Here is a 22,915-nt window from a genome sequence, read left to right on the forward strand (position 1 = left end):
TGCGGTACGGGACACCGAGAGCGGGCTGTCGGACGTCGAATCTGCCCTACAGCTGCCGATTCTGTCCGTAGGTTTATTAGCCTGGATAGGTCAGGTTCAGGCGAGACTGTCCGTCATCTGTATGTCAGGTATTGACCCTTTCGACGACGTTTCTCCCGAGCGAGAACCCCTCCGAGCGGGTCTCGCTCTCGTCTGTATTCTCGCGGTGGTGTTTGCGGCGGCGGCGTTGCCCACGCTGTCGCTTGCCGGTGGGGTCGAGTCGGTCGGCTCCGAGAGCGTGCCCTTTGGCGGATCGTCTGACGGGGCTGGGTCCGGATCAGGATCCGGCGAGGGGAACGTGACGCCCGGTGACGGGCGTCTGACGCCCGGCGAACAGTTGGAGCGGTCCAGTCAGCGCTCCGGGGCCACGCCGACCGGGTCGCTGGACGACGCCGCCGGGAACGGAACCGAGGGACAGGCAAGCGGTGGCGAGGTCGGGAACCGGACTGGCGATGGCGACACCAGTCGAGAGGCGAGTGGTGATGCAACCGGAAACCAGACCGTCGGTGAGCCCGGCGGCCAGACGAACAGCAGCGAGGACACCGGCGATGAGGGTGGTAGCGAGGCTGTGAACCAGACGGGTGACGGAGACACCGGCAACCAGACGGGTGACGGTGGCGGGACGGGTGACGGTGACGGAACGGGTGACGGTGACGGAACGGGTGACGGTGACGGGACGGGTGATGGAGAGACTGGTGATGGTGACGGGACGGGTGACGGTGACGGAACGGGTGACGGAACGGGTGACGGTGACGGGACGGGTGATGGAGAGACTGGTGACGGTGACGGGACGGGTGATGGAGAGACTGGTGACGGTGACGGGACGGGTGACGGTGACGGAACGGGTGACGGTGACGGAACGGGTGACGGTGACGGGACGGGCGATGGAGAGACTGACGACGAGACGAACGACGGCGACACCGACGACGAGTCGGACGACGAGACGGTAAACGACACACGGGCCGACAGCTACGACGTCACGCTGAACCGCTCGGCGACGGCCGGGGCCGTGGTCGAGGTCACGGTGACTCGTGACGGGGACCCGGCGGCCGATGTACAGGTGTCGTTCAACGGCGACTCGATCGGCACGACGGACGAGGTGGGCACCGTCGTCGGGCGGGTCCCCTACGAAGACCAGCTGGACATCACGCTCGAGTCGGAGGCCCAGCAGTCGCTGTCGGCGCCGCCGCGGTCCCGCGGTGACCGGCTGTTTTCGGTTTCGGGTCCGCCCCCAGCGCAGGCGTCAAACGAGAGCTTCGCCGTGAACACCAACGTCTCCGTGTCGCTCTCGGGTCCTGTCCGCACCGGGCAAAACGTCACGCTGACCGCGACCGTCGACGGCGTCCCAGTGCGGTCGGCGGCGGTGACCGTCGACGGCGAACGGGTCGGCACGACCGACGGCAGCGGCACCGCGACCGTTCCGTTGCCGGCGGAGCCGGGGAACTACACAATCGGCGTCTCGCGTGACGCCGTCAACGGGACGCGGACGGTGACACTCGACGGGCTCGTCGTCGAGACCGAGCCGACGCTCCCGCTCGCGCTGCCGGGCAGCGGCCTCGCTGTGACCGTCACCGCCGGCGGCGAGCCGGTCCCGAACGCGACAGTCGTACTGGACGGCGAGGCGGTCGGCGAGACGGACGGCAACGGCACCGCGCGCCTGACGCTCCCGTTCGCGGGGAGCGCAACCGTCACCGTCCGGCAGTACGGCCAGGTCGGCGAGGCTGTCGTCGGCGGTCTCTTCGTCAACCTCGCCGGCGTCCTCGTGGGCGCGCTCGCGCTCGCTGTCGGCGCGGGGTATCTCCTCCGGCGCCGGGGGTCTCCCGGGCCACCGTCGCGGGGTGGCTCCGACGGGCGACCCAGCTCGCCGTCAACGGCCTGCTGTGGCTGGCCGCCGCCCTTGATGGCGCACTCGGGCGTCTTCGCGCCCGCATCCTTCTGACCGTCGCGGCGCTGCGGGCGTTCGTCGCCCGCCGGCGGACGCCCGCGGAGCTGTGGGCGGCGCTTCGGGCCTGGGCGGTGGCGAAGGTCGCGGCGGCGAGGGCCTCTGCCGACGCGGCGGCGACCGCCGCCCGGAACGCCGACCCGCGTACCGACGAGACCGACCCTGCCGATGACCGGACCACCGTCCGCGCCGCGTGGGGGCGCCTCGTCGAGCACGTCTCGTTGCGCCGGACCGACACCGCGACGCCGGGCGAAATCGCCGCCCACGCCGTCGAAGCGGACGACCTGCCGCCCGAGGCCGTCGGGGCACTCAGGAGGCCTACCGCGCCGTCGAGTACGGGCAGTACGACCCGGGCGACCACGTCGCAGCCGTCGAACGGGCCATCGAAGTCATCGAGCGCAGCGTCGAGCCCGGCGCGGACGAGGGCGGGGGTGACGCCGCGTGAATCTCCGTCGGCTCAAGCTGCTGTTGTTCGGGCTGGTCGGCGTTTCGGGTACCGTCGTCGCCGGCGCGCTCGTGTTCGCGCCGGACGCCCTGGGCGGACTGCTCCCGACGCTTCGGCAGGTGACGGAGCTGGTGGACCCGCTCTGGGTCGGTGCGCTGGTCGGCGTCGTCGGGCTCCTGACCGCGTGGCACCTCGGCCACGGCGGGCGGCGGACGACCGCCTTCGACAGCGCCGTCGAGACGCCGCCGGAGTCGGTCACCGCCGAGGAGACGCCGCTTTCCGGCGCCGGCCTGGACGAGCGCTACGAGTCGGCCGTCGCCGACGCGCCCGGAGCGATGGACGCGCTGGTCGACCGGCTGCGGGCCACCGCGGTGACGACCTACGCGTTAGCGGCTGAGATTCCCCGCGAGCGGGCCGACCGGGCCGTCGCCGCCGGCGAGTGGACCGACGACACTGTCGCGGCGGCGCTGCTTTCGCCCGAGCGAGCGCAGCCGCTGGTGGCCCGGCTGCGGCTCTGGCTGGACCCGGAGAGCGAGCGCGAGCGACGGGTGAAACGGACGGTCAGCGCCATCGACGACCTCCGCCGGGAGGCGCCCTGATGGGACGGCGCGTCCACCGCTGGCGCGGCGGCGTCGCCGCGGCGCTGACTCTCGTCAGCGTGGGGTTCCTGTGGGGGAACACCCTGTTGCTGGCGGCGGTCGTCGTCCCGCTCTCGTACATCGTCTACGGCTCGCTCTCGCGGGTCCCGCCCGACGCCGCCCTGTCGGTCTCCCGTACTGTCGTCGACGGCGAGCCCACGCCCGGAGAGCCGGTGTCGGTGGAACTTACCGTCGAGAACACCGGGCCGGCGGCGCTGACGGACGTGCGCCTCATCGACGGCGTGCCCGAGGAACTGGCGGTCGTCGACGGCGCCCCGCGGGCCTGTATCTCACTGCCCGCGGGCGAGCGCGAGACGGTGGCGTACTCGGTGATGGCAAAGCGGGGGAGCTACACGTTCGGCCCGACGGCGGTCCGGATCCGGACGCTCTCGGCCAGCGACGAGGCCACCGTCGAACTCGCGGCCGACGGCGACGGGACGCTCACCTGTGCCAACACGGTCTCAGAGGTGCCCCTGACCGACGCCACGCTCCCGCGGGCGGGCACACTGCCGACGGACAGCGGCGGGGACGGCATCGAGTTCCACTCGACGCGCAGTTACCAGCACGGCGACCCCGTCAACCGGCTGGACTGGCGCCGCTACGCCAAGACGGGCGAGCTGACGACCATCGACTACCGCGAGGAGCAGGCGGTGCGAACCGTCTTGATTGTCGACGCCAGGCCGGCCGCCCGCCTGACCCCCGAGCCGGGCTATCCGACGGGGGCGGAGCTGTCGGCCTACGCCGCCGAGCGGCTCTTCGACGCGCTCTCGGCCGCGAACGTCGTCGTCAGCGTCGCGGCAGTCGGACTCAGCGACGAGGACGTCCCCGGCGGACTCGGGCCCGACGGGCTGGCCTGGGTCGACGACACCGACGACCACACGGCCGCGCGGGTCGCACAGCTGTTCGACGGCGTCGGGGCCGCCGCGGCCCGGGCGGCGACCGCGACGCCCGAACCCGAGGACCCCATCCAGCAGTCGAGCGCGCTGAAGACCGACGGCGGCGTCGGGGACGAGGCCCTGCAGGCGGTGCTCGCTCGGCTCCCGGCGACGGCCCAGGTCGCCGTCTTCTCGCCGCTCGCGGACGACTGGGCGACCGACTGTGTCGAGGCGTTCTCCCGGCGTGACTACCCGACGACGTTGGTCTCGCCGGATATCGCACGCCGTGACACCGTCGGCACGTCGCTGTTCGCCCTCGACCGGGCGGCCCGGCTCCGCCGGGCGGAACTGGCCGGCGCGACCGCCGTCGACTGGGACCTCGACAGCCCCATCGACGTGGCGCTGCGGGCCTCGTTTGCGGACCTATTCAGTGTCTGACCATGGACGACGCACCCACGGACGAGGCGGGACTGCCCCCGACCAGCCGTGCGGTCGTCGTCGGTCTCTCCGCCGTGCTCCCTGCGCTCCTGTTCCTGAACACGGGGCTTGGCCGATTGCTGCCGGTCGTCGCGGCGACCGGGCTGGCACTCGCCGGCTCGCTGTGGCTGGCCGGCTGGGAGCGGTGGACCGCCGTCGGGCGCCTGCTCGCGAGCCTGCTCGTGGCGCCGACTGCCGTCGGGTTGCTGGCGGTGTCCGGAGGCGCAGTTGCTGTCGCCATCGGCGGGGGCCAGACCGGCCCCGGCGTCGCCGCGGCAGCGCTCGTCGCCCTCGGCGGGCTGGTTTCCGCCTTTGGAGCAGCAACCGCGCCGTGGGGCGTCTACGACCGCGACCGGGCGCTCGCCGCCGTCGGGCTCGCGGGCCGGACGATGGTGCCACTATCCGTGGCCGCCGGGGTGTCCTTCGCGTCGGGTCTCGTCAGACTCTCTTCGGGCGGCGACGGTTCGGGGACGCCCGTTGGCGCGCTCCTCGCGCCGGTCGTCGACCCGCTGTTCGCGCCGACCCCGGGACGGACACATATCGCCGTGTTCTGTCTGTTCCTCGCCGTCGTCACTATCGCCTTCGAGCGGGCGGCGATGTCGTTGCCGCTGACGGAGCTGCTCGCGGAGACGACCGACGACGTCGACCTGGCCGGTGCCGTCGAGTCGGGCAGCCGGGCGCTGGGCATCGCGAGCGTCGCCGCGGTCGCCCTGGGACTCCTCGCGCTGGGTGTCGAAACCGGGCGGGGACAGACTGTCATCGCCGACACACTCCCGGCGGGGCTCTACGACCTGACGGTCAGTCTCACCGGTAGCCCCGGCGTTCGACAGGCCCTCTGGACAGTGCTCGTCGCCAGTATCGTTGTGCGCCTGGCGGTGTGGCTGGTCCAGCGGGCCGCCCGGAGTTCGGCCGACCGGCTGGCGACGGTGCTCGCGCCCTACGTCGGTGGGAGCCTGCTGGCCGTCGGGCTTTTCCTCGTGGCCACGCCGCTCCTCGATGCCCTCCTGGAGACGGTCCAGTCGGCCGCGCCCGCCCCGGTCGCCGCCGGCGTCACCCGGTTCGTGACGCCGCTGGTCGGGAACTACGGCGCCGACATCGTCTTGCTGGTGGCGGGACTCCTCCTGCTCAGTGTCACGGGCACTGCGATCGGCTGTCTCTGGCTCGCGCTGGTGACCCACTACCTCGACGAGCGCAACCCCGGCGTCCACGTCGGCGCTGCGGGCCTGTTCGGTGCGAGCGTTTTCGCGGCGACGATGGACGTCTCGACGTGGCTCGTTCTCGTCGGCCTGGTCGGCGCGGTGGTGGTCTGGGACGCCGGCACCTTCGGGCGGACGCTGCGACGCGAGGTGGGGCCCGTCGCCGAGACGCGCCGGACAGAACTGACCCACGCGGGCGGGACGGTCGCCGTCGGGGGCGTGGGCGCGCGCTGACGCTCGTGGTCCTCGAGGTCTCTACGGGTGCCCTGACGCCGGCACCCGGAACCGGCTACGCCACCCTGCTGGTCGCGCTGTTTGCGGCCATCGTCCTCGCCGTCGCACTGCGGTGAGCTGTCTCAGGCGGTGACGGCCGGCACCTCGACGCTGTCGAGGACGTCCGCGACGACCTGTGACTGGTCGACCCCCCGCACACTCGCGTCGGCCGTCAGCACGATGCGGTGGGCAAAGACTGGCTCGACGACGCGTTTGACGTCGTCGGGGACCGCGTACTCCCGGCGCTCCAGGACGGCGGCGGCGCGGGTCACCTCGAAGAGCCGCTGGATACCACGGGGCGAGACGCCGACGCTGACGCGGTCGTCCTCGCGGGTGGCCCGAGCCAGTTCGACGATGTAGTCGAGCAGCTTCCCATCGACGGTGACGCGCTCGACGGCTGCCTGGAGCTGGGTGACTTGTTCGCCGTCGATTACCGACGAGACCGAGGGCGCCTGTGCCGTGCGGCCGGCCCGGCGTTCGAGCAGTTCGCGCTCGCCCGAGAAGTCGGGATAGCCCATCTCGGTCTTGACGATGAAACGGTCCCGCTGGGCTTCGGGCAGCCCGAAGGTCCCCTCCTGCTCGACCGGGTTCTGCGTGGCGATGACGAAGAAGGGCTCGGGGAGGTCGTGGGTGTCGCCGTCGACGGTGACCTGTCCCTCGCCCATCGCCTCCAGCAGCGCGGCCTGGGTCTTGGGCGGCGCCCGATTGATTTCGTCGGCCAGCACGACGTTGGCAAAGACGGGACCGGGCTGGAACTCGAAGGTCCCGGTCGACTCGTCGAAGACGTTCGACCCGGTGATATCGCCCGGGAGAAGGTCCGGGGTGAACTGGATGCGGTTGAAGGATAGGTCCAGCGCGGTCGCGAACGACTGGGCGGTGAGTGTCTTCCCCGTCCCGGGGACGTCTTCAAGCAGGACGTGGCCACGGGCCAGGATGCCAGTCAGTACGGTCTCCAGAAACCGGTCGTCGGCGATGACGGCGTCGCCGACGGTGTCGAGGATGCGGTCGCACGTCTCCCCCACGGCGGTGTGGTCCATATCTGTCAATGGGACCCGTCCATGAAATATCCTGCCGCTGTCGGCCTCGCCTCAGAGGAATCCGAGACGGGCGAACCAGAGGCCCCCGGCCGTGAAGACGAGCCCGAACAGCAGCGTAATTATGCCGGCTCCAACCGTCACTGTGAGGTCGTCGCGACGGTCGGCAATCGAGAAGAGCTTGCCGGTGAACCACCCGTCCTCGGCGTGTATCCGTCTTTCCAGCCCGCTGTCGTCGAGTGGGCCGAAGACTGTTATCTCGTCGTCCGGTTCGAGGCGACGCTCGACGAATTTGAGTTCGTGAGCTTCGCTTATGCCCTCGTCGTCCATGAGGTACACCTCCTCCTGGGCGACGAACTCGGCGTGTGGACCAGTCGGCGCGACGCCTTCCTCTACCAGGTGTTCGTAGTCGTTCTCCAGGGACCAGTCAGCGCCGGTCGGCTCGACCCTGACGCTGCCGGTCGCATCCACGAGGTCAAACGGGACGGCCGACGTGACGGCGTGGTCGTCCAGCCACTCCTTTTTATCCACATTCCGACCATGGTTGGAGCCCGATTTGACCTGATACCGCTCTATCGCTGTCTCGACAGCTAAACACTCGCGACCGCTGAACGGCGCGGTGACGGTCTGGTCGGCTTCGGCTACCCGTGCATCGACTTTCCCGTAGGTCCCGCCGAGATTGACGACGTCTTGCCACTCGGTCCTGTGGACGTCCAGTGCGTCCTTGAGCTGGAGGACTCCCCCGACTAGCACTGGGACACCCAGCAGCCCGGCGACGGCGAGCCCGGCGATACCCGCTATCGTTGCCATTTCCATACCTGTCGCCTCACCGGTGGCATATATGGAAATTTCGGTGGAATGTCACCACTCCACACGCATCGGGGAGAGTTTTGCCGTAACTCGTGGTTATAGATGTGTAGAGATATATGCACAGCACACATGACTGACCACTACGGATTCGGGACTCGCTGTGTCCACGCCGGCCAGGAGGAGCCGGACCCGGCCACAGGGGCCCGAGCCCCGCCGATATATCAGACTTCTTCGTACGTTTTCGACGACGCCGAAACCGCCGCCGACCGCTATGCCCTGACGGACGACGGCAACGTCTACTCCCGATTCGACAACCCGACGGTGCGGATGCTGGAGAAACGGCTGGCGTCGCTGGAGGGGGCCGTCGACGCTGTCGCGACCGGCTCCGGGATGGCCGCCCTGGACGCCGCGACGACCGTCCTCGCGAGCGCGGGCGACAACGTGGTCTCGGCCTCCTCCATCTACGGTGGCACCCACTCCTATCTCGCCAACACCGCCAGCCAGCGCGCCGTTGAGACTCGCTTCGTCGACACCCTCGACCCCAGTGCGTACGCTGACGCCATCGACGACGACACCGCCTACGTCCACTGCGAGACCATCGGGAACCCCTCGCTGGTCGTGCCACCGCTGGAGGAAATCGCCGACGTGGCCCACGACCACGGCGTCCCCTTCTTCGTCGACAACACCTTCGGGACGCCGGCGCTCTGTCGCCCGCTCGAACACGGCGCCGACATCGTCTGGGAGTCGACGACCAAGTGGATTCACGGGTCGGGCACGACCGTCGGCGGCGTGCTCGCCGACGGCGGCTCGTTCCCCTGGGGCGACTACCCGGAGAAGTACCCGGAGATTGGCGGGGAGAACCCCGCCTGGGGCTTCGACTTTTCCGAGCGCTTCGGCGAGCGGGCCTTCGCCGTGGCCGCCCGCCAGCGCGGCCTGCGCGCGCTCGGTGACGGCCAGAAACCGTTCGACGCCTGGGCGACCTTGCAGGGTACCGAGACTCTCTCCTTGCGGATGGAGCGACACTGCTCGAACGCGCTGACCGTGGCCGAACACCTCGCGGACCATCCCGAGGTTTCGTGGGTCACCTACCCCGGTCTGGAGTCCCACGAGACCCACGAGCTCGCGACCGAATACCTCGAGGGCGGGTTCGGTGGCGTCGTCACCTTCGGCCTCGAGGGCGGCTTCGAGGCCAGCAAGGACTTCTGCGAGGAGACCGACCTCGCGCAGTTCCTCGCGAACATTGGCGACGCGAAGACCCTGGTCATCCATCCCGCAAGCACCACCCACGCACAGCTCTCAGAGGACGAACAGCGGGCAAGCGGCGTCAGCCCCGACCTCGTCCGGATGAGCGTCGGCATCGAGGACCCCGAGGACGTCGTCGCCGACATCGACGCGGCTATCGCGGGGGTGAGCTGAGATGGATTCGAACACCGTCTCCGTCGGCGAGTTCGAGTTCCAGTGCGGCGAGACCATCGACGACCTGGAACTGGCCTACGAGACCTACGGCGACTTCACGGGCGACAACGCTGTCCTCGTCTGTCACGCCCTGACCGGGAGCGCCCACGTCGCCTCGCGGGGCCGCTTCGAGGAGGGCGACCAGGCCTACGCCTGGTGGGACGACATCGTCGGGCCGGGGAAGGCCATCGACACGACGGAGTACTTCGTCGTCTGCGTGAACGTCCCCGGCTCCTGTTACGGCTCCAGCGGCCCGTCGAGCACGAACCCGGAGACCGGCGAACCTTACGGTCCCGACTTCCCGCCGGTCACGGTCGCCGACTGGACGGAAGCCCAGCGTCGGGTGCTTGACGAGCTGGGCGTGCCCGCCCTGTATGCCGTCGTCGGCGGCAGCGTCGGCGGGATGAACGTCCTGGAGTGGGCCAAGCGCCACCCGGACCACGTCGAGAAGATAGTGCCTATCGCCGCCGCGGGCCGTCTGGACCCGCAGTGTCTCGCGCTCGATGGCATCGCCCGCCGGGCCATCACCACCGACGAGAACTGGCAGGGCGGCCACTACTACGACGGGCCACATCCCGACCAGGGACTCGCGCTCGCCCGGCAGCTCGGCCACGTGATGTACTTCTCGAAGTCGAGCATGGAGCGGCGGTTCGGTCGCCGGGCCGCCACCCGCGAGGCCGAGCGGGCCTTCCCCACGGACCCCGCCGGGCGCTTCTTCCCGTACCGGGACGTGGAGTCCTACCTGGATTACAACGCCTCGAAGTTCGTCGAGCGCTTCGACGCCAACAGCTACCTCTATCTCACGCGGGCGATGGACAACTACGACCTCGCGAGCGGCTTCGAGGGTGACGCCGACGCGCTGGCGGCCTTCGACGGCGCGGCGCTGGTGATGTCGTTTACCGGCGACTGGCACTTCACCAGCGAACAGTCCGAAGCACTCGCCGACGCCCTGCGGGCCACCGACACGCCGGTCGCCCACCACGTCGTCGACTCTGATTACGGCCACGACGCCTTCCTCGTCGAGCCCGACAACGTCGGGCCGCCACTCGCCGACTTCCTCGAGGTCGGCCTCGACGGGAGCGCTATCTCCGATACGGAGGAGTCCGACGAGGAGCCATCTGACTTCGCGCCGGTCCACAACAGCCTCTTTTCGAGCTAGTCTTTATCATACCTCGGCACATCTATAAATACATATGGTTGATATGTTCGCCAGCGCCGACGAGGAGGGCCTCGCGTTCGGGATGACCGTCTACGACGAGGACGGGGAGGAACTCGGGACCATCCGCGGGTTCGACCAGCACGGCTTCTACGTCAGCGTCGAGGAGGGAATCCAGTCGCTGACAGACGACCACCGCACCACGGGTGCGGCCGGCGAGGCCGAACTGATGTGGCGCTGCTGGGAGTGTGGCGCCATGGGCGACATCGACGATGACATCCCCGAGGCCTGTCCCGACTGTGGCGCGCCGAAGGAGGATATCTACTACTGGACCGAGGACTAGTTCGCACGTGAGCCGGCTCGTCGGCGAACAGCGAACTCTTCCGACCGAAGACTAGTTCGCACGCGAGCGGGCCCATCCGCGAGTAGCGAACTCGTCTTCGTGAGGATTGATTCACACAGCGAGCCGCTGCGTCGGCGAGCAGCGAATCAGTCGGCGCGCTGGATTCGGTCGGCGACGGCCGCGTCGACGCCGTCGCGAACCGCCTCGACAGCGGCCTCCGGCAGCGCGAACCGCAGGACGCCGTCCCGCCAGTCGGCGATAGCGACCCCGTCGGGGTCGAACACGATTGCGCGGTCCAGGTCTCCGAACAGTTCGGCGAGGTCGGCAAAGGTCGCCTCGGTGAGCGGCGCCGTGCCCACGGTGTGGTCGTCGGCGACGGTCACGTCGGTGTGGCCCGACACCGCCTCCAGGGCCTCTCGCTTGGGCCCCAGCAGGTCGACCCGGCGGCCGATAGCGAGCCGGAGTGACACCCGTTCGGCGCGCCGCGGCGACGCGTCGAGAACGGCCGCGAGGGCGTCGAGCGCCCCGGCCTCGTCGGTCGCCGGCGGGCGGAGCCGGTAGCTGGGTTCGGTCGACGGCCACGCCACCGATTCGGGGTCCATACCGGCCCTTTGGGCGAGGTGGTGTTGTCGGTTCTGGTCTCTCACACCGTCGAACGCTTTTGTACGGCCGTCGCCACAACCCGCGTATGCACATCGCCGTCGTCGGCGCGGGCAGCCTCGGCAGCCTGCTCGGCGGGCTGCTGGCCCGCGAGCACGACGTGACGCTGGTCGGTCGGGACCCCCACATGGGGCGGGTCGCGAGCGAGGGGCTCTCGGTGACCGGGGTTGAGGCGTTCCACGTCTCGCCGACGGCCCGGAACGCCCCTCCGCCGAGCGCCGACCTCGCCGTCGTGGCGGTCAAGAGCTACGACACCGACAGCGTGGCCGCCCAGCTCGCCGACTGCGACCTCGGGGCGTGTCTCTCGGTCCAGAACGGGATGGGCAACGAGGAGACACTAGCCGACGCATGCTCGTGTCCGGTGCTCGCGGGCACCTGCACCTACGGCGCGCGGTTCGACGAGCCTGGCACCGTCGAATTCACCGGCCGCGGCGAGGTCGTCCTGGGCGCTCGCGAGGGCGGCGAGTCGGCGGTGGCACAGCGGGTCGGCACCGCGTTTGCCGACGCCGGCGTCGATACCACCGTCGCGACAGATATGCCAACACGCCTCTGGGAGAAACTGGCCGTCAACGCCGCGGTCAACGCGACGACGGCGCTGGCTCGCGTCGAGAACGGCGCGCTCACCGAGGGAGCCGGTGGGGCCCTCGCTGCCGACGCCGCCCGCGAGACGGCCCGCGTCGCCCGCGAGCAGGGCGTCGACCTGCCCGAGGAGCGGGCCGTTTCCCTGACCCGGCAGGTCGTGCGTGACACCGCCGCGAACCGCTCCTCGATGCTTGTGGACGTCGCGGCCGGCCGGCGGACGGAAATTGAGGCCATTAACGGCTACATCCTGGCCCAGGCTGACGGGCCGGCCCCGGTCAACGAGACGCTGACGCGGCTGGTCCGGACGTGGGCGGCCAGCAGAGACGCCCAATGAGAGTCAGTTTGCGTCCTGCCCGCCGTCGGCGGCCGTCTCGACAGGCTTCTGTGCCATCCCGAGCATCTCGCGGGCCTCGTCCGGCGTGGCGATGTCCCGGTCCAGGCGCTCGATAATCTCGGCGGTGCGTGCGACAAGCTGCTGGTTGCTCTGGGCTTTCTCGCCGCGCCGGTAGTAGAGGTTGTCCTCCATGCCCACCCGGACGTGGCCGCCGAGCAGGACCGCCATCGTCGTCAGCGGGAGCTGGTGGGGGCCGACCGCGAGGACGTTGAACTCCGCGCCGTCCGGGATGTTGTCCACCATCGTCTGGAGGTTCCGGGGGTTCGCCGGGGTGAACGAGCCGCCGAAGATGAGGTTGATGTAGGGCGGCTCCTCTACCAGCCCCTCGTCGATGAGCCGGCGGACCTCCGCCAGCTGGCCGGAGTTGAACACCTCCATCTCGGGTTTGATGCCTTTCGCCTGCATCTCGACGGCCAGGCGCTCGATGTTGTTGCGAGTGTGGTTCGTGATGATGTGTTTGTCCCGTTTGAACGGCCCCATATCCAGTGAGGCCATCTCTGGCGGCGGGTCCGTTCGAATGCCCGCGATGCGGCTGTCGTACTTGGCCTGCCCGCCGGTGGTGTTCTGGATGATGATGTCGTCACACGCATCCCGAATCGCGTCGTTCACCTCCTGCAATCGGCTGGCGTCGTTCTCGCCGTGCTCGTTGCGCCCGTGAACGTGCGCGATTGACGCACCGACCTCCTCGCAGGCAGCCACCTGCTGGGCGATCTCCTCGGGCTGTTCCGGGAGGTTGGGGTTCACGTCTTTACCGTGGATCGCGCCGGTGGTGGCCACCGTGATGATGACCTTCTTTTGCCGGTGGTAGTCGTCGTATGGCACTACTGCGACTCACGGTTGTCGCCACTTGGGTATGATACAGCTATCGCCCCGCCGGCGGGGGTACGCGGCACGTATCCCCGGAAACCTCTCAATAACCAAGCCGGCTGCCGGGCACCGTTCACGACGATGACCTGTCCGTATCTGGACTACCGAGACGCCGACGGCGAGAAGGAGTTCGACCACGACCGTCCGTACTGTCAGATACAGGAGTCGTTCGTCTCGCCGATGGAGGCCGACCTCTGTAACGACCGCCACGAGTTCGACCACGAAGCAGACTGTGCGGTGTTCCAGCGCCACCACTTAGACGCCGACCAGCTCGTCCCCGGCCTGGAGCTACAGGATGCGGACTGAGACGGCGACGACCACCTCGCAGTCGAGCGGTGACGACTACGAGATTCGCTGGTTCTGCGAGGGGGACAAGGCGGACTTTATGTCGCTCCATCGGGAGACCTTCCCGGACGGCTCCGACGCGTGGTTCGACTGGAAGTTCCTCGAGAACCCGTATCTCCCGGAGACGCCCATCGTCGTCACCGAACACGACGGCGACATCGTCGGCGCGCGACCGAACCTCGCCTTCCAGATGCGTGCCGGTGACACCTACCACACGGCCCTGCAGTCCTGTGATACGATGGTCCACGAGGACCACCGCCGCCAGGGCCTGTTCAGCCGAATGAGCGAGCGCCTCTTTGCCGACTACGTCGACGCCCAGCCCGCCTTCACGTTCAACAACCCCAACCCGATGACGACGGCGGGCCTGGAGAAACTGGGCTGTGACATCGCCGGCGAACACACCACCTATTACCGCATCCAGAACCCCGCGGCCTATGCCAGCCTTGACGGCCGGCTCGTCGAGACGGCGACTGCCTCCGCAGCCAGTGCCTATCTCGCCGCTCGCGACCGGCACTTCGACCCGCCCGCCGAAGTGAGCGTCACCCGACACACCGAGACGCCGGCCGCGACGCTTTCGGGGCTCTACCGGCGCCGCCCGCCGTCGGAAATCCACGCTTACCGCGACGAGCAGTTCTTCGAGTACCGGTTTGGCAATCCGAACTGGGAGTACACCGCCTACACCGCCACGCTCGGGGACCGGCCCGTCGCCGGCGTCGTCACCGGCACCGGACAGAAGGAGGGCCACACCGTCACCAACGTCGCCGACGTCCTCCCGCTGGTTGGCGGACCCGAACGCGACCGGGCGCTCCCCGCCGTCTTCGACCGGCTCGTCGCCGACCACGCCGACTCGGACGTCGTCGCAGTTCGGGGAACCACTGTCCCTCACGACCTCCTGACGGCGCTTGGATTTCACAGCGACCAGCGGCTTCCCTTCGCCCCGATGGCCACGCCCACGCGGCTGGTCGTCTCGCCGATTCCCCCCGAGGGCAGCTGGCGCGTCGCGGGCCGGGATATCCGCGAGATGGACAACTGGCGGCCCACCTTCGTCGAACACAACACCGCCTAGGAAACGTGGATTTTGATTTTCGTGTCGTCGTGACTACCGACGCTGCTGGAGTAGCTTTTCGTGACAGCCAGAAAGCCCCGGCTGGCTAGACTCGGGGGCCTCGCTGTGCTCCTCGGCCTTCGGCCTGCGGTGTCTGCTCACGGGCCGAAGGCCCGTTATCACGTGCCGAGGCGCGTAGCGCCTCGCGCCTTGCGTCGGCCGCCTTCGTCTAGCCAGCCGCCCCTTTCAGTCCCACCCATACCGGTTGGTCAGCCGGCTGGGCGGGACTGAAAGGGGCCGAGCGCTCGGCGTTCGAGACGAAGTAAGCACCGCAGGAACGAACGCAGTGAGTGACGAGGAGCACAGCGAGTCGCAGTAGCCGAGCGCTCGGGGGCTTTCTGGCTGTTAGCATCGGCGTTGGCGGCCATTGCTGGCGGGGCTTTCTGGCTGTTAGCATCGGCGTTGGCGGCCATTGCTGGCGGGGCTTTCTGGCTGTTAGCATCGGCGTTGGCGGCCATTGCTGGCGGGGCTTTCTGGCTGTTAGCATCGGCGTTGGCGGCCATTGCTGGCGGGGCTTTCTGGCTGTTAGCATCGGCGTTGGCGGCCATTGCTGGCGGGGCTTTCTGGCTGTTAGCGGTCATTACGGAGTCGGCTGTCACACAGTTAGCCACCGTTCCTAGTTCCGTTTCAGCACGTAGAGCGCCGCGCCGCCACCCAGCAGGAGCGCGAACAGGTAGCTCGCTACGCGATACAGAATCGCGATGACGGCGGCGTCGGTCTGTCCGATGGCAGACAGCGCGACGACCAGCACGACGAGTGCGGTCTCGACGGCGCCGGAGCCGCCGGGCGAGGGGACCAGCCCCGCCAGCGTCGAGGCAGGAACGATGAAGAAGACGAGCACGAGCGGGAGCTCGGCGCCGATGGCCTGCGCCGAGAAGTACAGCGGCAGGGCGAAGAAGACCCAGCCGACATAGGAGACGCTGAGGGCCTTCGCGAGCGCCCGGCGGTCCCGGGCGATGCGCTCGAACGCGGCTTCGGTCTCGTGGATGCGGCTCCGGAGCCCGTCGAGGCTGACCACGGGCAGGTGGTCGACGAGCGGCGCCGAGAGCCGGAGGACGGCGCGCCGGAGCTGGTCGCGAAAGCGCCACCCGACGGCGGTAAGCAGCGGGACGCCGACCGAGAGGACGACCAGCCCGCCGGCCAGTGGTTCGATGGCTTCTGGGAGCTCGCTCCCGTACAGCAGCGCCGCGAAGCCGACCCCGGAGAAGGTGACGAACGGAAAGAGGTTCAGGAGGTCGGCGGTGACGACGCTGGCGAGGCTGTCCTGGTAGCTGGCCTCCGTGTCACGGGAGAGGACGTAGGCGATGAAGGGCTCGCCGCCGGCCTGGCCAAGCGGCGTGACGTAGTTGGCGAAGGTGGCGGCGTAGTAGGTCACCACGAGCTTCGAGAAGGACTCCTCGATACCGGCGACGCCAAGCACTATCTGCCAGGCTTTCCCCCACGCGGTGAGACAGATTGCCGTCGAGAGACAGGCCAGCGCCAGCCAGCCCAGGTCGGCCCGGCGGAGGCCCGAGAGGACCCCCTCGGTCCCGACGAAGTCGACCAGCAACGCGATGACCCCGCCCGCGACCAGGAAGCCCAGCAGTATCTGAGCGACGGTCTTGCGGTCCAGAAAGTCGAGGGTCGCGCTGTCCGAGCTCACGTCAGTCGATGTAGCCCAGGTCCTGCAGTCGGTCCTTCGTCTCGTCGTCCATCTCGGAAAGCACGTCGCCGTCGGCCCCGTCGGCCTCGTCGGGCCAGGTCGCACCGACCGAGTCGACGAACTCGAACAGGGCCCGCTTCAACTGGTCGGGCTCGTCGTCGGTTCCCGCGAGATTCGCCGTCTCGTCGGGGTCGGTCCCCACGTGATAGGCCTCGTCGGGGATGCGCGTGCAGTGGATGTACTTCTCCTCGACGGTCCGGGCGGCGCCCATCCGGGAGTAAAAGCGGGACTGCTCGTCCAGTTCGATACCGGCCCCGCTTGCTTTCCCCTCCAGCTGGCGCAACTCGACGACGGGCTGGTGGTACTCGACGAAGCCGACCTCGCCCCGGGGGACCCCGCCCAGTTCCTCTGCGAACTCGCGGTAGTCGGCCGACAGCAGCGAGCGGGGCGACTCCAGTGAGACGCCTCGCCCCTCGGCGCCCGCCGCGTCCAGAATCGTGTGATAGAGGTCGACCAGCTCGACGGTCGTCTCCTCGTCCCGGCCCGGCTCGATGTCGGGGTGTTTGACCATGAGCGGGACGTTGACCAGCGGGTCGTAGATACCGAACTCGTGGCCGTACAGCTCGTGTTCGCCGAAGAGTTCGCCGTGGTCTGCCACTACGACGACGGTGGTGTCCTCCCACTGGCCCGTCTCTTTCAGGTGCGAAAAGAGACGGTCGAGCTGGTCGTCGATGTGGGCGAGTTCGGCGTCGTAGAGGCCCTTGATGTCGTCCCACTCCTCGTCGTCGATGTCGCGGGCGCCGCAGTTGAACTCCTTTGAGTTCTGGCACACCTCTGTCGAGTCGACGCCGGGGGCGAACCGTTCGGCGTACTCCTCGGGCGGGTGGTAGGGGAGGTGTGCGTCCATCAGGTTGATGAACGCGAAGAAGTCATCGCTCTCGTCGATGAAGTCGATGGTCTTGTCGATGACCTGTGGCGTCTTCGTGTCACCGCCGCCGCCCTCGGCGAGGTGTTCGTGTATCTTGTTCCCGACCTGGACCATCCGGTCGGCGACGCTCCGCAGCGTGTCGTTGTCGTTCATCGTCTGCCAGAGACTCGCCAGCGGGCCGGAGAGCAGCTCGCTGGGCATTATCTGGAAGAAGTTGTCGTGGTCGTCAAAGCCCGCGGTCAGGTTCGTGTAGCTCGTAATCCAGGCGTTCGAGGAGTAACAGGCGGTGGCATAGCCCGCCGCCGAGAGCGACTCGGCGAGCGTGGTCGCGCCCGCCAGATAGGGGTCCTCCTGGGTGGCCTCGTGCTCGCTGGGATACAGGCCGGTGAACATCGAGGCGTGGACCGGCAGCGTCCACGGGGCCGGCGCGACGGCCCCCTCGTAGACGGCGGCCTCGTCGGCGAACTCGGCGAGGTGCGGGGTCGTCTCGCGGGTCTCGTCGTAGACGGTCAGACGGTCCTTCCGGACCGTGTCCAGGACGACGAAGAGGACGTTTTCCCCGTCCGTATCAGTCATACAGTATCAGAATTCGCCGATCGGGTTAATACAGTGTGGTTGCATCCGATGGGTTGCCCGCTCGGACAGCCGGGGCGATAGATGGCGTGTCAGACCGAGCGAACGCTCTAGAACGGCGCTTCCGGACCCTCGTCGTCGCCGCCGACGTCGCCGCCGCGGGAGTCGCCGCCGCCGAAGGACGGCGTCATGCCGCCGTCGGCGCCGCCGGCCATCCCCTCGCCGCCCTCCATTCCGGTGCGTGCGACGACCTCGTCGATCTCGGGGATCTCCTTGGTCATGCGGGTCTTGATAGCCTGGATGGTCATCGGGGAGATGCCACAGCCCGAACACGCACCGCCCAGGCGGATGGTGACGCTGCCCTCTTCGCGGTCGATGTTCTCGATGGCGGCGCTCCCGCCGTGCATCTGAATCTGCGGGAAGTTCCGGCGCAGGAAGTTCGTGATTCGCTCGCGCAGGTCGTTCTCGTCGTCGGCTCCGGTCTCGGTGCTCATAGTGGCTGGATGTGGGGGCCGGGGAGGCTTAGACCTTTGGACTGGCGTGGTTTCGCGTGGACGTTCGTGACAGTTTGCGCGCTCGAACGTCGCCGCTCACTGCGCGTCGTCGATTGCGGCGTTCAGCGCGTCCAGTTCCTCCTGCATCCGCGCTTCCGTGTTGGGGACGTAGCCGACCTGGTCGGCGACCAGCTCCTCGTCCGCGCTCTGCTCGACGAAGAAGCGGGCGAACTCGGTGACGTGGGCCTCGCCGAGTCGGTCCGTGCTGACGTAGGTGAACAGCGGCCGTGCGAGCGGGTATTCGCCGCCGTCGGCAGTGTCGAGGGTCGGTTCGACACAGCCACTGCCGTCGTCGAGCCCGACGGCTTTCACGCGGTCGCTGTTCGCTCGGTAGTACGCGAAGCCGACGTAGCCGATACCGTACTCGTCCTGTTCGACAGCCTGTACGATGGTGGTGTCCTGCTCGGTCGGCTCGTAGTCGCTCGTGTGGCTCGCGTCGTCACCGAGCACTCTCGCTTCGAGGTAGTCGAAGGTGCCGGAGGTCTCGGCGGGCCCGTATCGATTGATTTGCTCGTCGGGCCAGTCGCTGTCGACGTCCGACCACGTGGTCGCGCCGTCCGCACGCCATATCTCCCGAAGCTCGTCGGTCGTCATGCAGTCGACCCAGTCGTTGTCGGTGTTGACGAGGACTGTCACCGCGTCGACGCCGAGCCTGAGCTCGTGGGACTCGACGCCGCTGTCGGCACACAGCTGTTCCTCCTCGGCGGTTATGGGTCGCGATGCGTTGTTAAAATCGGCCTCGCCCGTACAGAAGTGGTTGCGGAACCCGCCGCCGGTACCCGTTTGGGCCACAGAAATTGCGACGTCAGGGTGCTGCTGGATGAACACCTCGGCCACCGCATCTGCGAGGGGGTAGACCGTACTGCTCCCGGTGATATCTATCGTCCCCTCCAGCGGCGTCTCCTTGGACTCGTCCGTCCCGTCGGGCGTCTCCGTCGGCTCGCCAGTCTCGGTCTCGTCGGGCGTCTCCGTCGGCTCGCCTGTCGCCGTGTCGTCCGGTTCGTCGTCCGTCGTCTGGCCATCGTCACTGTCGCCGAGACAGCCACCCACCGCGACCGACAGCCCGGTCGCGAGAGCGCCGAGATACTCGCGTCGGTTCGGCATATCTGCTCACACACACTACACGATAAAAAGTCGTCCGCTACTGGGCCCGGACGAAAACCCCTTACAGCGCGGCGCGAAACGCTTCCAGTAATGAGCGACAGCGACTCGGGCGGTCCGAAGCAGGTCTCGGACCCCGACTACCACAGCCAGAACCACACGGCTGCCCAGACCTGCGGCTGGACGGCCAACGCCCTTCGCGGGGAGGGGAAGTGTTACAAGTACGCATTCTACGGCATCGAGTCCCATCGCTGCATCCAGATGACGCCCGTGGTCAAATGCAACGAGCGCTGCGTGTTCTGCTGGCGGGACCACGCCGGCCACGCCTACGAACTGGGCGACGTCGAGTGGGACGACCCCACCGCCGTCGCCGACGCGAGCGTCGAGCTCCAGCGCAAGCTGCTGTCGGGCTTTGGCGGTAACGAGGAGGTGCCCCGCGAGGTGTTCGAGCAGGCGATGGAGCCCCGGCACGTCGCCATCTCGCTGGACGGCGAACCGACGCTGTATCCCTATCTACCGGAACTCATCGAGGAGTTCCACGACCGCGATATCACCACTTTCCTGGTCTCGAACGGCACCCACCCGGAGATGCTAGAACGGTGTGACCCCACCCAGCTGTACGTCTCCGTCGACGCCCCAGACCGGAAGACGTTCGATTCGACGGTGAAGGCCGTCGAGGACGACGCCTGGGACAGCCTCATCGACACGCTCGACGTCCTCGCGGAAAAAGACGACACCCGCACCGTCATCCGGTCGACGCTCGTACGCGAGGAGAATATGCACCACCCCGCGTGGTACGCGGCGATGTGTGACCGGGCCGACGCCGACTTCGTCGAGCTGAAGGCGTACATGCACGTGGGCCACTCGCGGGGCCGACTCGACCGCGAGTCGATGCCCAGCCACGAGGAGATTCTCGACTTCACAGAGGCGATGCGGGAATTCCTGCCCGACCACGATACCATCAAGGAGGTCGAACCGTCCCGCGTGGCGATGCTTGCTCGTGACGACGATACCTGGGTCCCCAAGCTGAACAAGGACAGCGAGTTCTGGGCGTCGGACCCGCTCGTGGAGTACTGACGCAGAACCCGCAGACCGAACCGCTGAGTATACCCGTCGCCACTTCTGAACGAACGTGTGTCCCGCCGGCTGTACACCGTCGGTCTGTTCGCCCTGCTGGCGACGCTGTGGGGCCTGTCCTTCCTGGCCATCGAAATCGGTCTGCGAACGCTTGCGCCGGTGCTCTTTGCGGCCTTCCGGTACGCTATCGCGGCCGTCCTCCTGCTGGGCGTGGCCCTGGTACGCCGGACCGAGTGGCGCCCGTCGGGCCGGCCCGACGTCGACGCCATCGTCGGCGGCGGCGTCTTTCTGGTCGCGGGCAACGCGCTCCTCTTTCTCGGCCAGCAGACCGTCCCGAGCGGTCTGGCGGCCATCATGCAGAGTCTGGTGCCAGTGTTGACCTCGCTGTGGGCGCTCGCCTTGCTCCCCGAGGAGCGCGTCTCGGCCGTCGGGGCGGTCGGTATCCTGCTCGGTTTCGTCGGCGTCGGCCTCATCGTCCGCCCGGACCCGGCGAACCTGCTGGGCAGTGACGTGGTCGGTCGCCTGCTCATCCTCGGCCAGGCCGCGAGCGTCGCGCTGGGCGGGGTCATCATCCAGCGGGCCGGCCCCACGCTGGACCGGGCCGCGCTCTCGGGGTGGTCGATGGCCGTCGGCGGCGTCATCCTCTTCGGGCTCAGCTACGCCCTCGGCGAGCCGTTCGGGCTCCCCGCCACAGTCCCCGGCTGGGCCGCCGTCGCCTATCTCGGCGTCTTCGCGACAGCGGTGGCCTTCCTCATCTACTACACGCTGCTTGAGGTCCGCGGGGCACTGGAGACCTCGCTGGTCGCCTATCTCGTGCCAGTCGTCGCGACCGTTGTCGGCATCGCGGTGCTGGGCGAGTCCATCACACTCCCAACTGTCGCCGGCTTTCTGCTCGTCTTGGCCGGCTTCGTCCTCCTGAAACGCCGAGCCATCGGCGAGCTTCTCGTCGACGCGCGGCGGTGACGACGTCTCGCTTTCCAATTGTGTGACGAGTTCCACCTTCGGTATGCTTATCCGAATATAGTCCGTACCGGTGGGTATGGCAGACTCATCGGGACAGGCCGTCGGGCGCGACGAGCTGGCGACGCTGAAGCTGCTCGCGCTCGAGGGCGCGATGGACGAGCCGACGAAGGTCTCCTGTGCGGATCTGGCCGGCCGGCTCGACGCCTCGAACCAGACGGCCTCCCGTCGACTCCAGCGACTCGACGACGCCGACTTGCTGGACCGGGATATGCTGGGCGACGGCCAGGAGGTCCACATCACGAGCGCGGGCGAGCGCCGCCTCCAGTCCGAGTACGCCGACTACCGGCGCATCTTCGAATCGGACGCGAGCGTCCACCTGCTGGGACTGGTCACCTCCGGCATGGGCGAGGGGCGCCACTACATCACCCTCCCGGGCTACATGGAGCAGTTCATCGAGCGCCTGGACTACGAACCGTTCGCGGGGACGCTGAACCTCGAACTGACCGAGGACAGCGTCCGCAAGCGCGCCCGTCTGGGCGCGCTCGAACCCGTCACCATCGAGGGGTGGGAAGACGACGAGCGCACCTACGGCCCGGCCTATTGCTACCCCGTCTCCGTCGAGAGCGGCGACGGCGAGTACGAGCCGGCCCATATCATCGCGCCGGAACGCACCCACCACGGCGAGGAGAAGGTGGAGCTTATCGCGCCGGAGAAGCTCCGAGACGTCCTCGAACTGGAAGACGGCGACGAGGTGACTGTCCATGTCTCGGAGTGAGTCCGTGGACGGTGACACCGCAGCGGCCGCCCAGGCCGCTATCGACGCGTTCGCCCGCGGGGAACCGGTGTTGATACACGACGCCGCCGACCGCGAGGGCGAGACCGACATCGTCTACCCGGCCGGTTCGGTCACGCCCGAGGCCGTCGCGCGACTGCGTAACGACGCCGGCGGGCTGGTCTGTGTCGCGCTCTCGGACGCCGTCGCCGAGTCGCTCGACCTCCCGTTCATGCAGTCGGTGCTCGACCATCCGACGAGTGCCGACCACGAACTCGCCTACGACGAGCGCTCCTCCTTTTCGCTGACGGTCAATCATCGGGACACCTTCACCGGCATCACCGACGACGACCGCTCGCTGACCATCACTGAACTGGCCGCGCTCGCGGCCGACCCCGACACCGATGGATTCGCCGACGCCTTCCGCTCGCCGGGCCACGTCCACCTGCTGCGGGCCGCGCCGGACCTGCTCGCGGACCGCGAGGGTCACACCGAGCTGGGGATCGCGCTGGCCGACGCCGCCGACCAGCCGCCGGCCGTCGTGGTCTGTGAGATGCTCGACGACGAGACCGGCGGCGCGCTCTCGCCCGCCGACGCGCGGGCCTACGCGGCCGAGACGGGGCTCCACTACGTCGAGGGCCGCGCCATCGTCGACGCGCTGGCCTGATC

General features: G+C 68.5%; 23 protein-coding genes. 15 read left to right on the forward strand and 8 right to left on the reverse strand.

What is annotated here, in order from left to right; genetic code table 11:
* The first annotated feature begins 121 nt into the window (after positions 1 to 121).
* From P1K32_RS10125 to P1K32_RS10145, 5 genes are all read left to right on the forward strand, one after another.
* Entirely contained in the window at positions 122 to 1,978 is a 1,857-nt protein-coding gene (locus P1K32_RS10125) for a hypothetical protein (protein WP_276249612.1), read from the forward strand.
* Between the two features lie 196 nt (positions 1,979 to 2,174).
* Positions 2,175 to 2,426 (forward strand): hypothetical protein, encoded by a 252-nt coding sequence (locus tag P1K32_RS10130; protein ID WP_276249613.1) that lies wholly within the window; start codon positions 2,175 to 2,177, stop codon positions 2,424 to 2,426.
* A complete protein-coding gene (locus P1K32_RS10135; protein WP_276249614.1) occupies positions 2,423 to 3,025 on the forward strand; it encodes a DUF7269 family protein in 603 nt (200 codons plus the stop codon). The genes P1K32_RS10130 and P1K32_RS10135 overlap by 4 nt, the downstream gene beginning before the upstream one ends.
* Complete coding sequence (locus P1K32_RS10140) at positions 3,025 to 4,377, forward strand: DUF58 domain-containing protein (protein ID WP_276249615.1); 1,353 nt, start codon at positions 3,025 to 3,027, stop codon at positions 4,375 to 4,377. Before P1K32_RS10135 ends, P1K32_RS10140 begins: the two co-directional genes overlap by 1 nt.
* A gap of 2 nt (positions 4,378 to 4,379) precedes the next feature.
* Complete coding sequence (locus tag P1K32_RS10145) at positions 4,380 to 5,846, forward strand: DUF7519 family protein (protein ID WP_276249616.1); 1,467 nt, start codon at positions 4,380 to 4,382, stop codon at positions 5,844 to 5,846.
* A 122-nt stretch (positions 5,847 to 5,968) separates the two neighbouring features.
* Here P1K32_RS10145 and P1K32_RS10150 read toward each other — a convergent pair whose 3' ends face one another.
* Together P1K32_RS10150 and P1K32_RS10155 are read right to left on the reverse strand one after the other, a co-directional pair.
* Positions 5,969 to 6,922, reverse strand: coding sequence for an AAA family ATPase (locus tag P1K32_RS10150; RefSeq protein ID WP_276249617.1), 954 nt, complete (start codon positions 6,920 to 6,922; stop codon positions 5,969 to 5,971).
* 51 nt (positions 6,923 to 6,973) lie between these two features.
* The gene (locus tag P1K32_RS10155) at positions 6,974 to 7,735 is read right to left on the reverse strand and encodes a GIDE domain-containing protein (protein WP_276249618.1); all 762 of its coding nucleotides are present in this window, start codon (positions 7,733 to 7,735) and stop codon (positions 6,974 to 6,976) included.
* A 123-nt stretch (positions 7,736 to 7,858) separates the two neighbouring features.
* Between P1K32_RS10155 and P1K32_RS10160 the strand changes: the two genes are divergently transcribed.
* The 3 genes from P1K32_RS10160 to P1K32_RS10170 are packed head-to-tail and all read left to right on the forward strand — an operon-like array spanning position 7,859 to position 10,683.
* The gene (locus P1K32_RS10160; protein WP_276249619.1) at positions 7,859 to 9,145 is read left to right on the forward strand and encodes an O-acetylhomoserine aminocarboxypropyltransferase/cysteine synthase family protein; all 1,287 of its coding nucleotides are present in this window, start codon (positions 7,859 to 7,861) and stop codon (positions 9,143 to 9,145) included.
* A gap of 1 nt (position 9,146) precedes the next feature.
* Positions 9,147 to 10,343, forward strand: coding sequence for a homoserine O-acetyltransferase MetX (gene metX / locus P1K32_RS10165; RefSeq protein ID WP_276249620.1), 1,197 nt, complete (start codon positions 9,147 to 9,149; stop codon positions 10,341 to 10,343).
* Positions 10,344 to 10,377: 34 nt separating this feature from the next.
* On the forward strand, positions 10,378 to 10,683 hold the full coding sequence (locus P1K32_RS10170) for a DUF7130 family rubredoxin-like protein (protein WP_276249621.1): 306 nt from the start codon (positions 10,378 to 10,380) through the stop codon (positions 10,681 to 10,683).
* Between the two features lie 146 nt (positions 10,684 to 10,829).
* Here P1K32_RS10170 and P1K32_RS10175 read toward each other — a convergent pair whose 3' ends face one another.
* Entirely contained in the window at positions 10,830 to 11,285 is a 456-nt protein-coding gene (locus tag P1K32_RS10175) for a hypothetical protein (protein ID WP_276249622.1), read from the reverse strand.
* Positions 11,286 to 11,371: 86 nt separating this feature from the next.
* Here P1K32_RS10175 and P1K32_RS10180 point away from each other — a divergent pair, with 86 nt between their 5' ends.
* Positions 11,372 to 12,259, forward strand: a complete 888-nt coding sequence (locus P1K32_RS10180) for a ketopantoate reductase family protein (protein ID WP_276249623.1) — start codon at positions 11,372 to 11,374, stop codon at positions 12,257 to 12,259.
* Between the two features lie 3 nt (positions 12,260 to 12,262).
* Here P1K32_RS10180 and P1K32_RS10185 read toward each other — a convergent pair whose 3' ends face one another.
* A complete protein-coding gene (locus P1K32_RS10185; RefSeq protein WP_276249624.1) occupies positions 12,263 to 13,141 on the reverse strand; it encodes a beta-keto acid cleavage family enzyme in 879 nt (292 codons plus the stop codon).
* A 126-nt stretch (positions 13,142 to 13,267) separates the two neighbouring features.
* Between P1K32_RS10185 and P1K32_RS10190 the strand changes: the two genes are divergently transcribed.
* Both P1K32_RS10190 and P1K32_RS10195 read left to right on the forward strand, forming a co-directional pair.
* On the forward strand, positions 13,268 to 13,492 hold the full coding sequence (locus tag P1K32_RS10190; RefSeq protein ID WP_276249625.1) for a hypothetical protein: 225 nt from the start codon (positions 13,268 to 13,270) through the stop codon (positions 13,490 to 13,492).
* The gene (locus P1K32_RS10195) at positions 13,482 to 14,597 is read left to right on the forward strand and encodes a GNAT family N-acetyltransferase (protein ID WP_276249626.1); all 1,116 of its coding nucleotides are present in this window, start codon (positions 13,482 to 13,484) and stop codon (positions 14,595 to 14,597) included. The genes P1K32_RS10190 and P1K32_RS10195 overlap by 11 nt, the downstream gene beginning before the upstream one ends.
* Positions 14,598 to 15,252: 655 nt before the next feature.
* Here the strand turns inward: P1K32_RS10195 and P1K32_RS10200 are convergent.
* The 4 genes from P1K32_RS10200 to P1K32_RS10215 form a co-directional block, all read right to left on the reverse strand.
* Positions 15,253 to 16,278, reverse strand: a complete 1,026-nt coding sequence (locus P1K32_RS10200; protein ID WP_276249627.1) for a lysylphosphatidylglycerol synthase transmembrane domain-containing protein — start codon at positions 16,276 to 16,278, stop codon at positions 15,253 to 15,255.
* A gap of 1 nt (position 16,279) precedes the next feature.
* On the reverse strand, positions 16,280 to 17,782 hold the full coding sequence (locus P1K32_RS10205) for a sulfatase (RefSeq protein ID WP_276249628.1): 1,503 nt from the start codon (positions 17,780 to 17,782) through the stop codon (positions 16,280 to 16,282).
* 107 nt (positions 17,783 to 17,889) lie between these two features.
* Complete coding sequence (locus P1K32_RS10210) at positions 17,890 to 18,273, reverse strand: NifU family protein (protein WP_276249629.1); 384 nt, start codon at positions 18,271 to 18,273, stop codon at positions 17,890 to 17,892.
* Positions 18,274 to 18,369: 96 nt separating this feature from the next.
* The gene (locus tag P1K32_RS10215; RefSeq protein ID WP_276249630.1) at positions 18,370 to 19,437 is read right to left on the reverse strand and encodes a PstS family phosphate ABC transporter substrate-binding protein; all 1,068 of its coding nucleotides are present in this window, start codon (positions 19,435 to 19,437) and stop codon (positions 18,370 to 18,372) included.
* A 90-nt stretch (positions 19,438 to 19,527) separates the two neighbouring features.
* Between P1K32_RS10215 and twy1 the strand changes: the two genes are divergently transcribed.
* The 4 genes from twy1 to ribB all read left to right on the forward strand — a co-directional run bounded on the left by twy1 (position 19,528) and on the right by ribB (position 22,913).
* Complete coding sequence (twy1, locus tag P1K32_RS10220) at positions 19,528 to 20,511, forward strand: 4-demethylwyosine synthase TYW1 (protein WP_276249631.1); 984 nt, start codon at positions 19,528 to 19,530, stop codon at positions 20,509 to 20,511.
* A 57-nt stretch (positions 20,512 to 20,568) separates the two neighbouring features.
* The gene (locus P1K32_RS10225) at positions 20,569 to 21,474 is read left to right on the forward strand and encodes a DMT family transporter (protein ID WP_276249632.1); all 906 of its coding nucleotides are present in this window, start codon (positions 20,569 to 20,571) and stop codon (positions 21,472 to 21,474) included.
* Positions 21,475 to 21,550: 76 nt separating this feature from the next.
* On the forward strand, positions 21,551 to 22,249 hold the full coding sequence (locus P1K32_RS10230) for a CTP-dependent riboflavin kinase (protein ID WP_276249633.1): 699 nt from the start codon (positions 21,551 to 21,553) through the stop codon (positions 22,247 to 22,249).
* The gene (ribB, locus tag P1K32_RS10235; RefSeq protein ID WP_276249634.1) at positions 22,236 to 22,913 is read left to right on the forward strand and encodes a 3,4-dihydroxy-2-butanone-4-phosphate synthase; all 678 of its coding nucleotides are present in this window, start codon (positions 22,236 to 22,238) and stop codon (positions 22,911 to 22,913) included. The genes P1K32_RS10230 and ribB overlap by 14 nt, the downstream gene beginning before the upstream one ends.
* Positions 22,914 to 22,915 lie beyond the last annotated feature (2 nt).

It is taken from the genome of Haloarcula rara, from assembly GCF_029338235.1.
GTDB lineage: Archaea > Halobacteriota > Halobacteria > Halobacteriales > Haloarculaceae > Haloarcula > Haloarcula rara.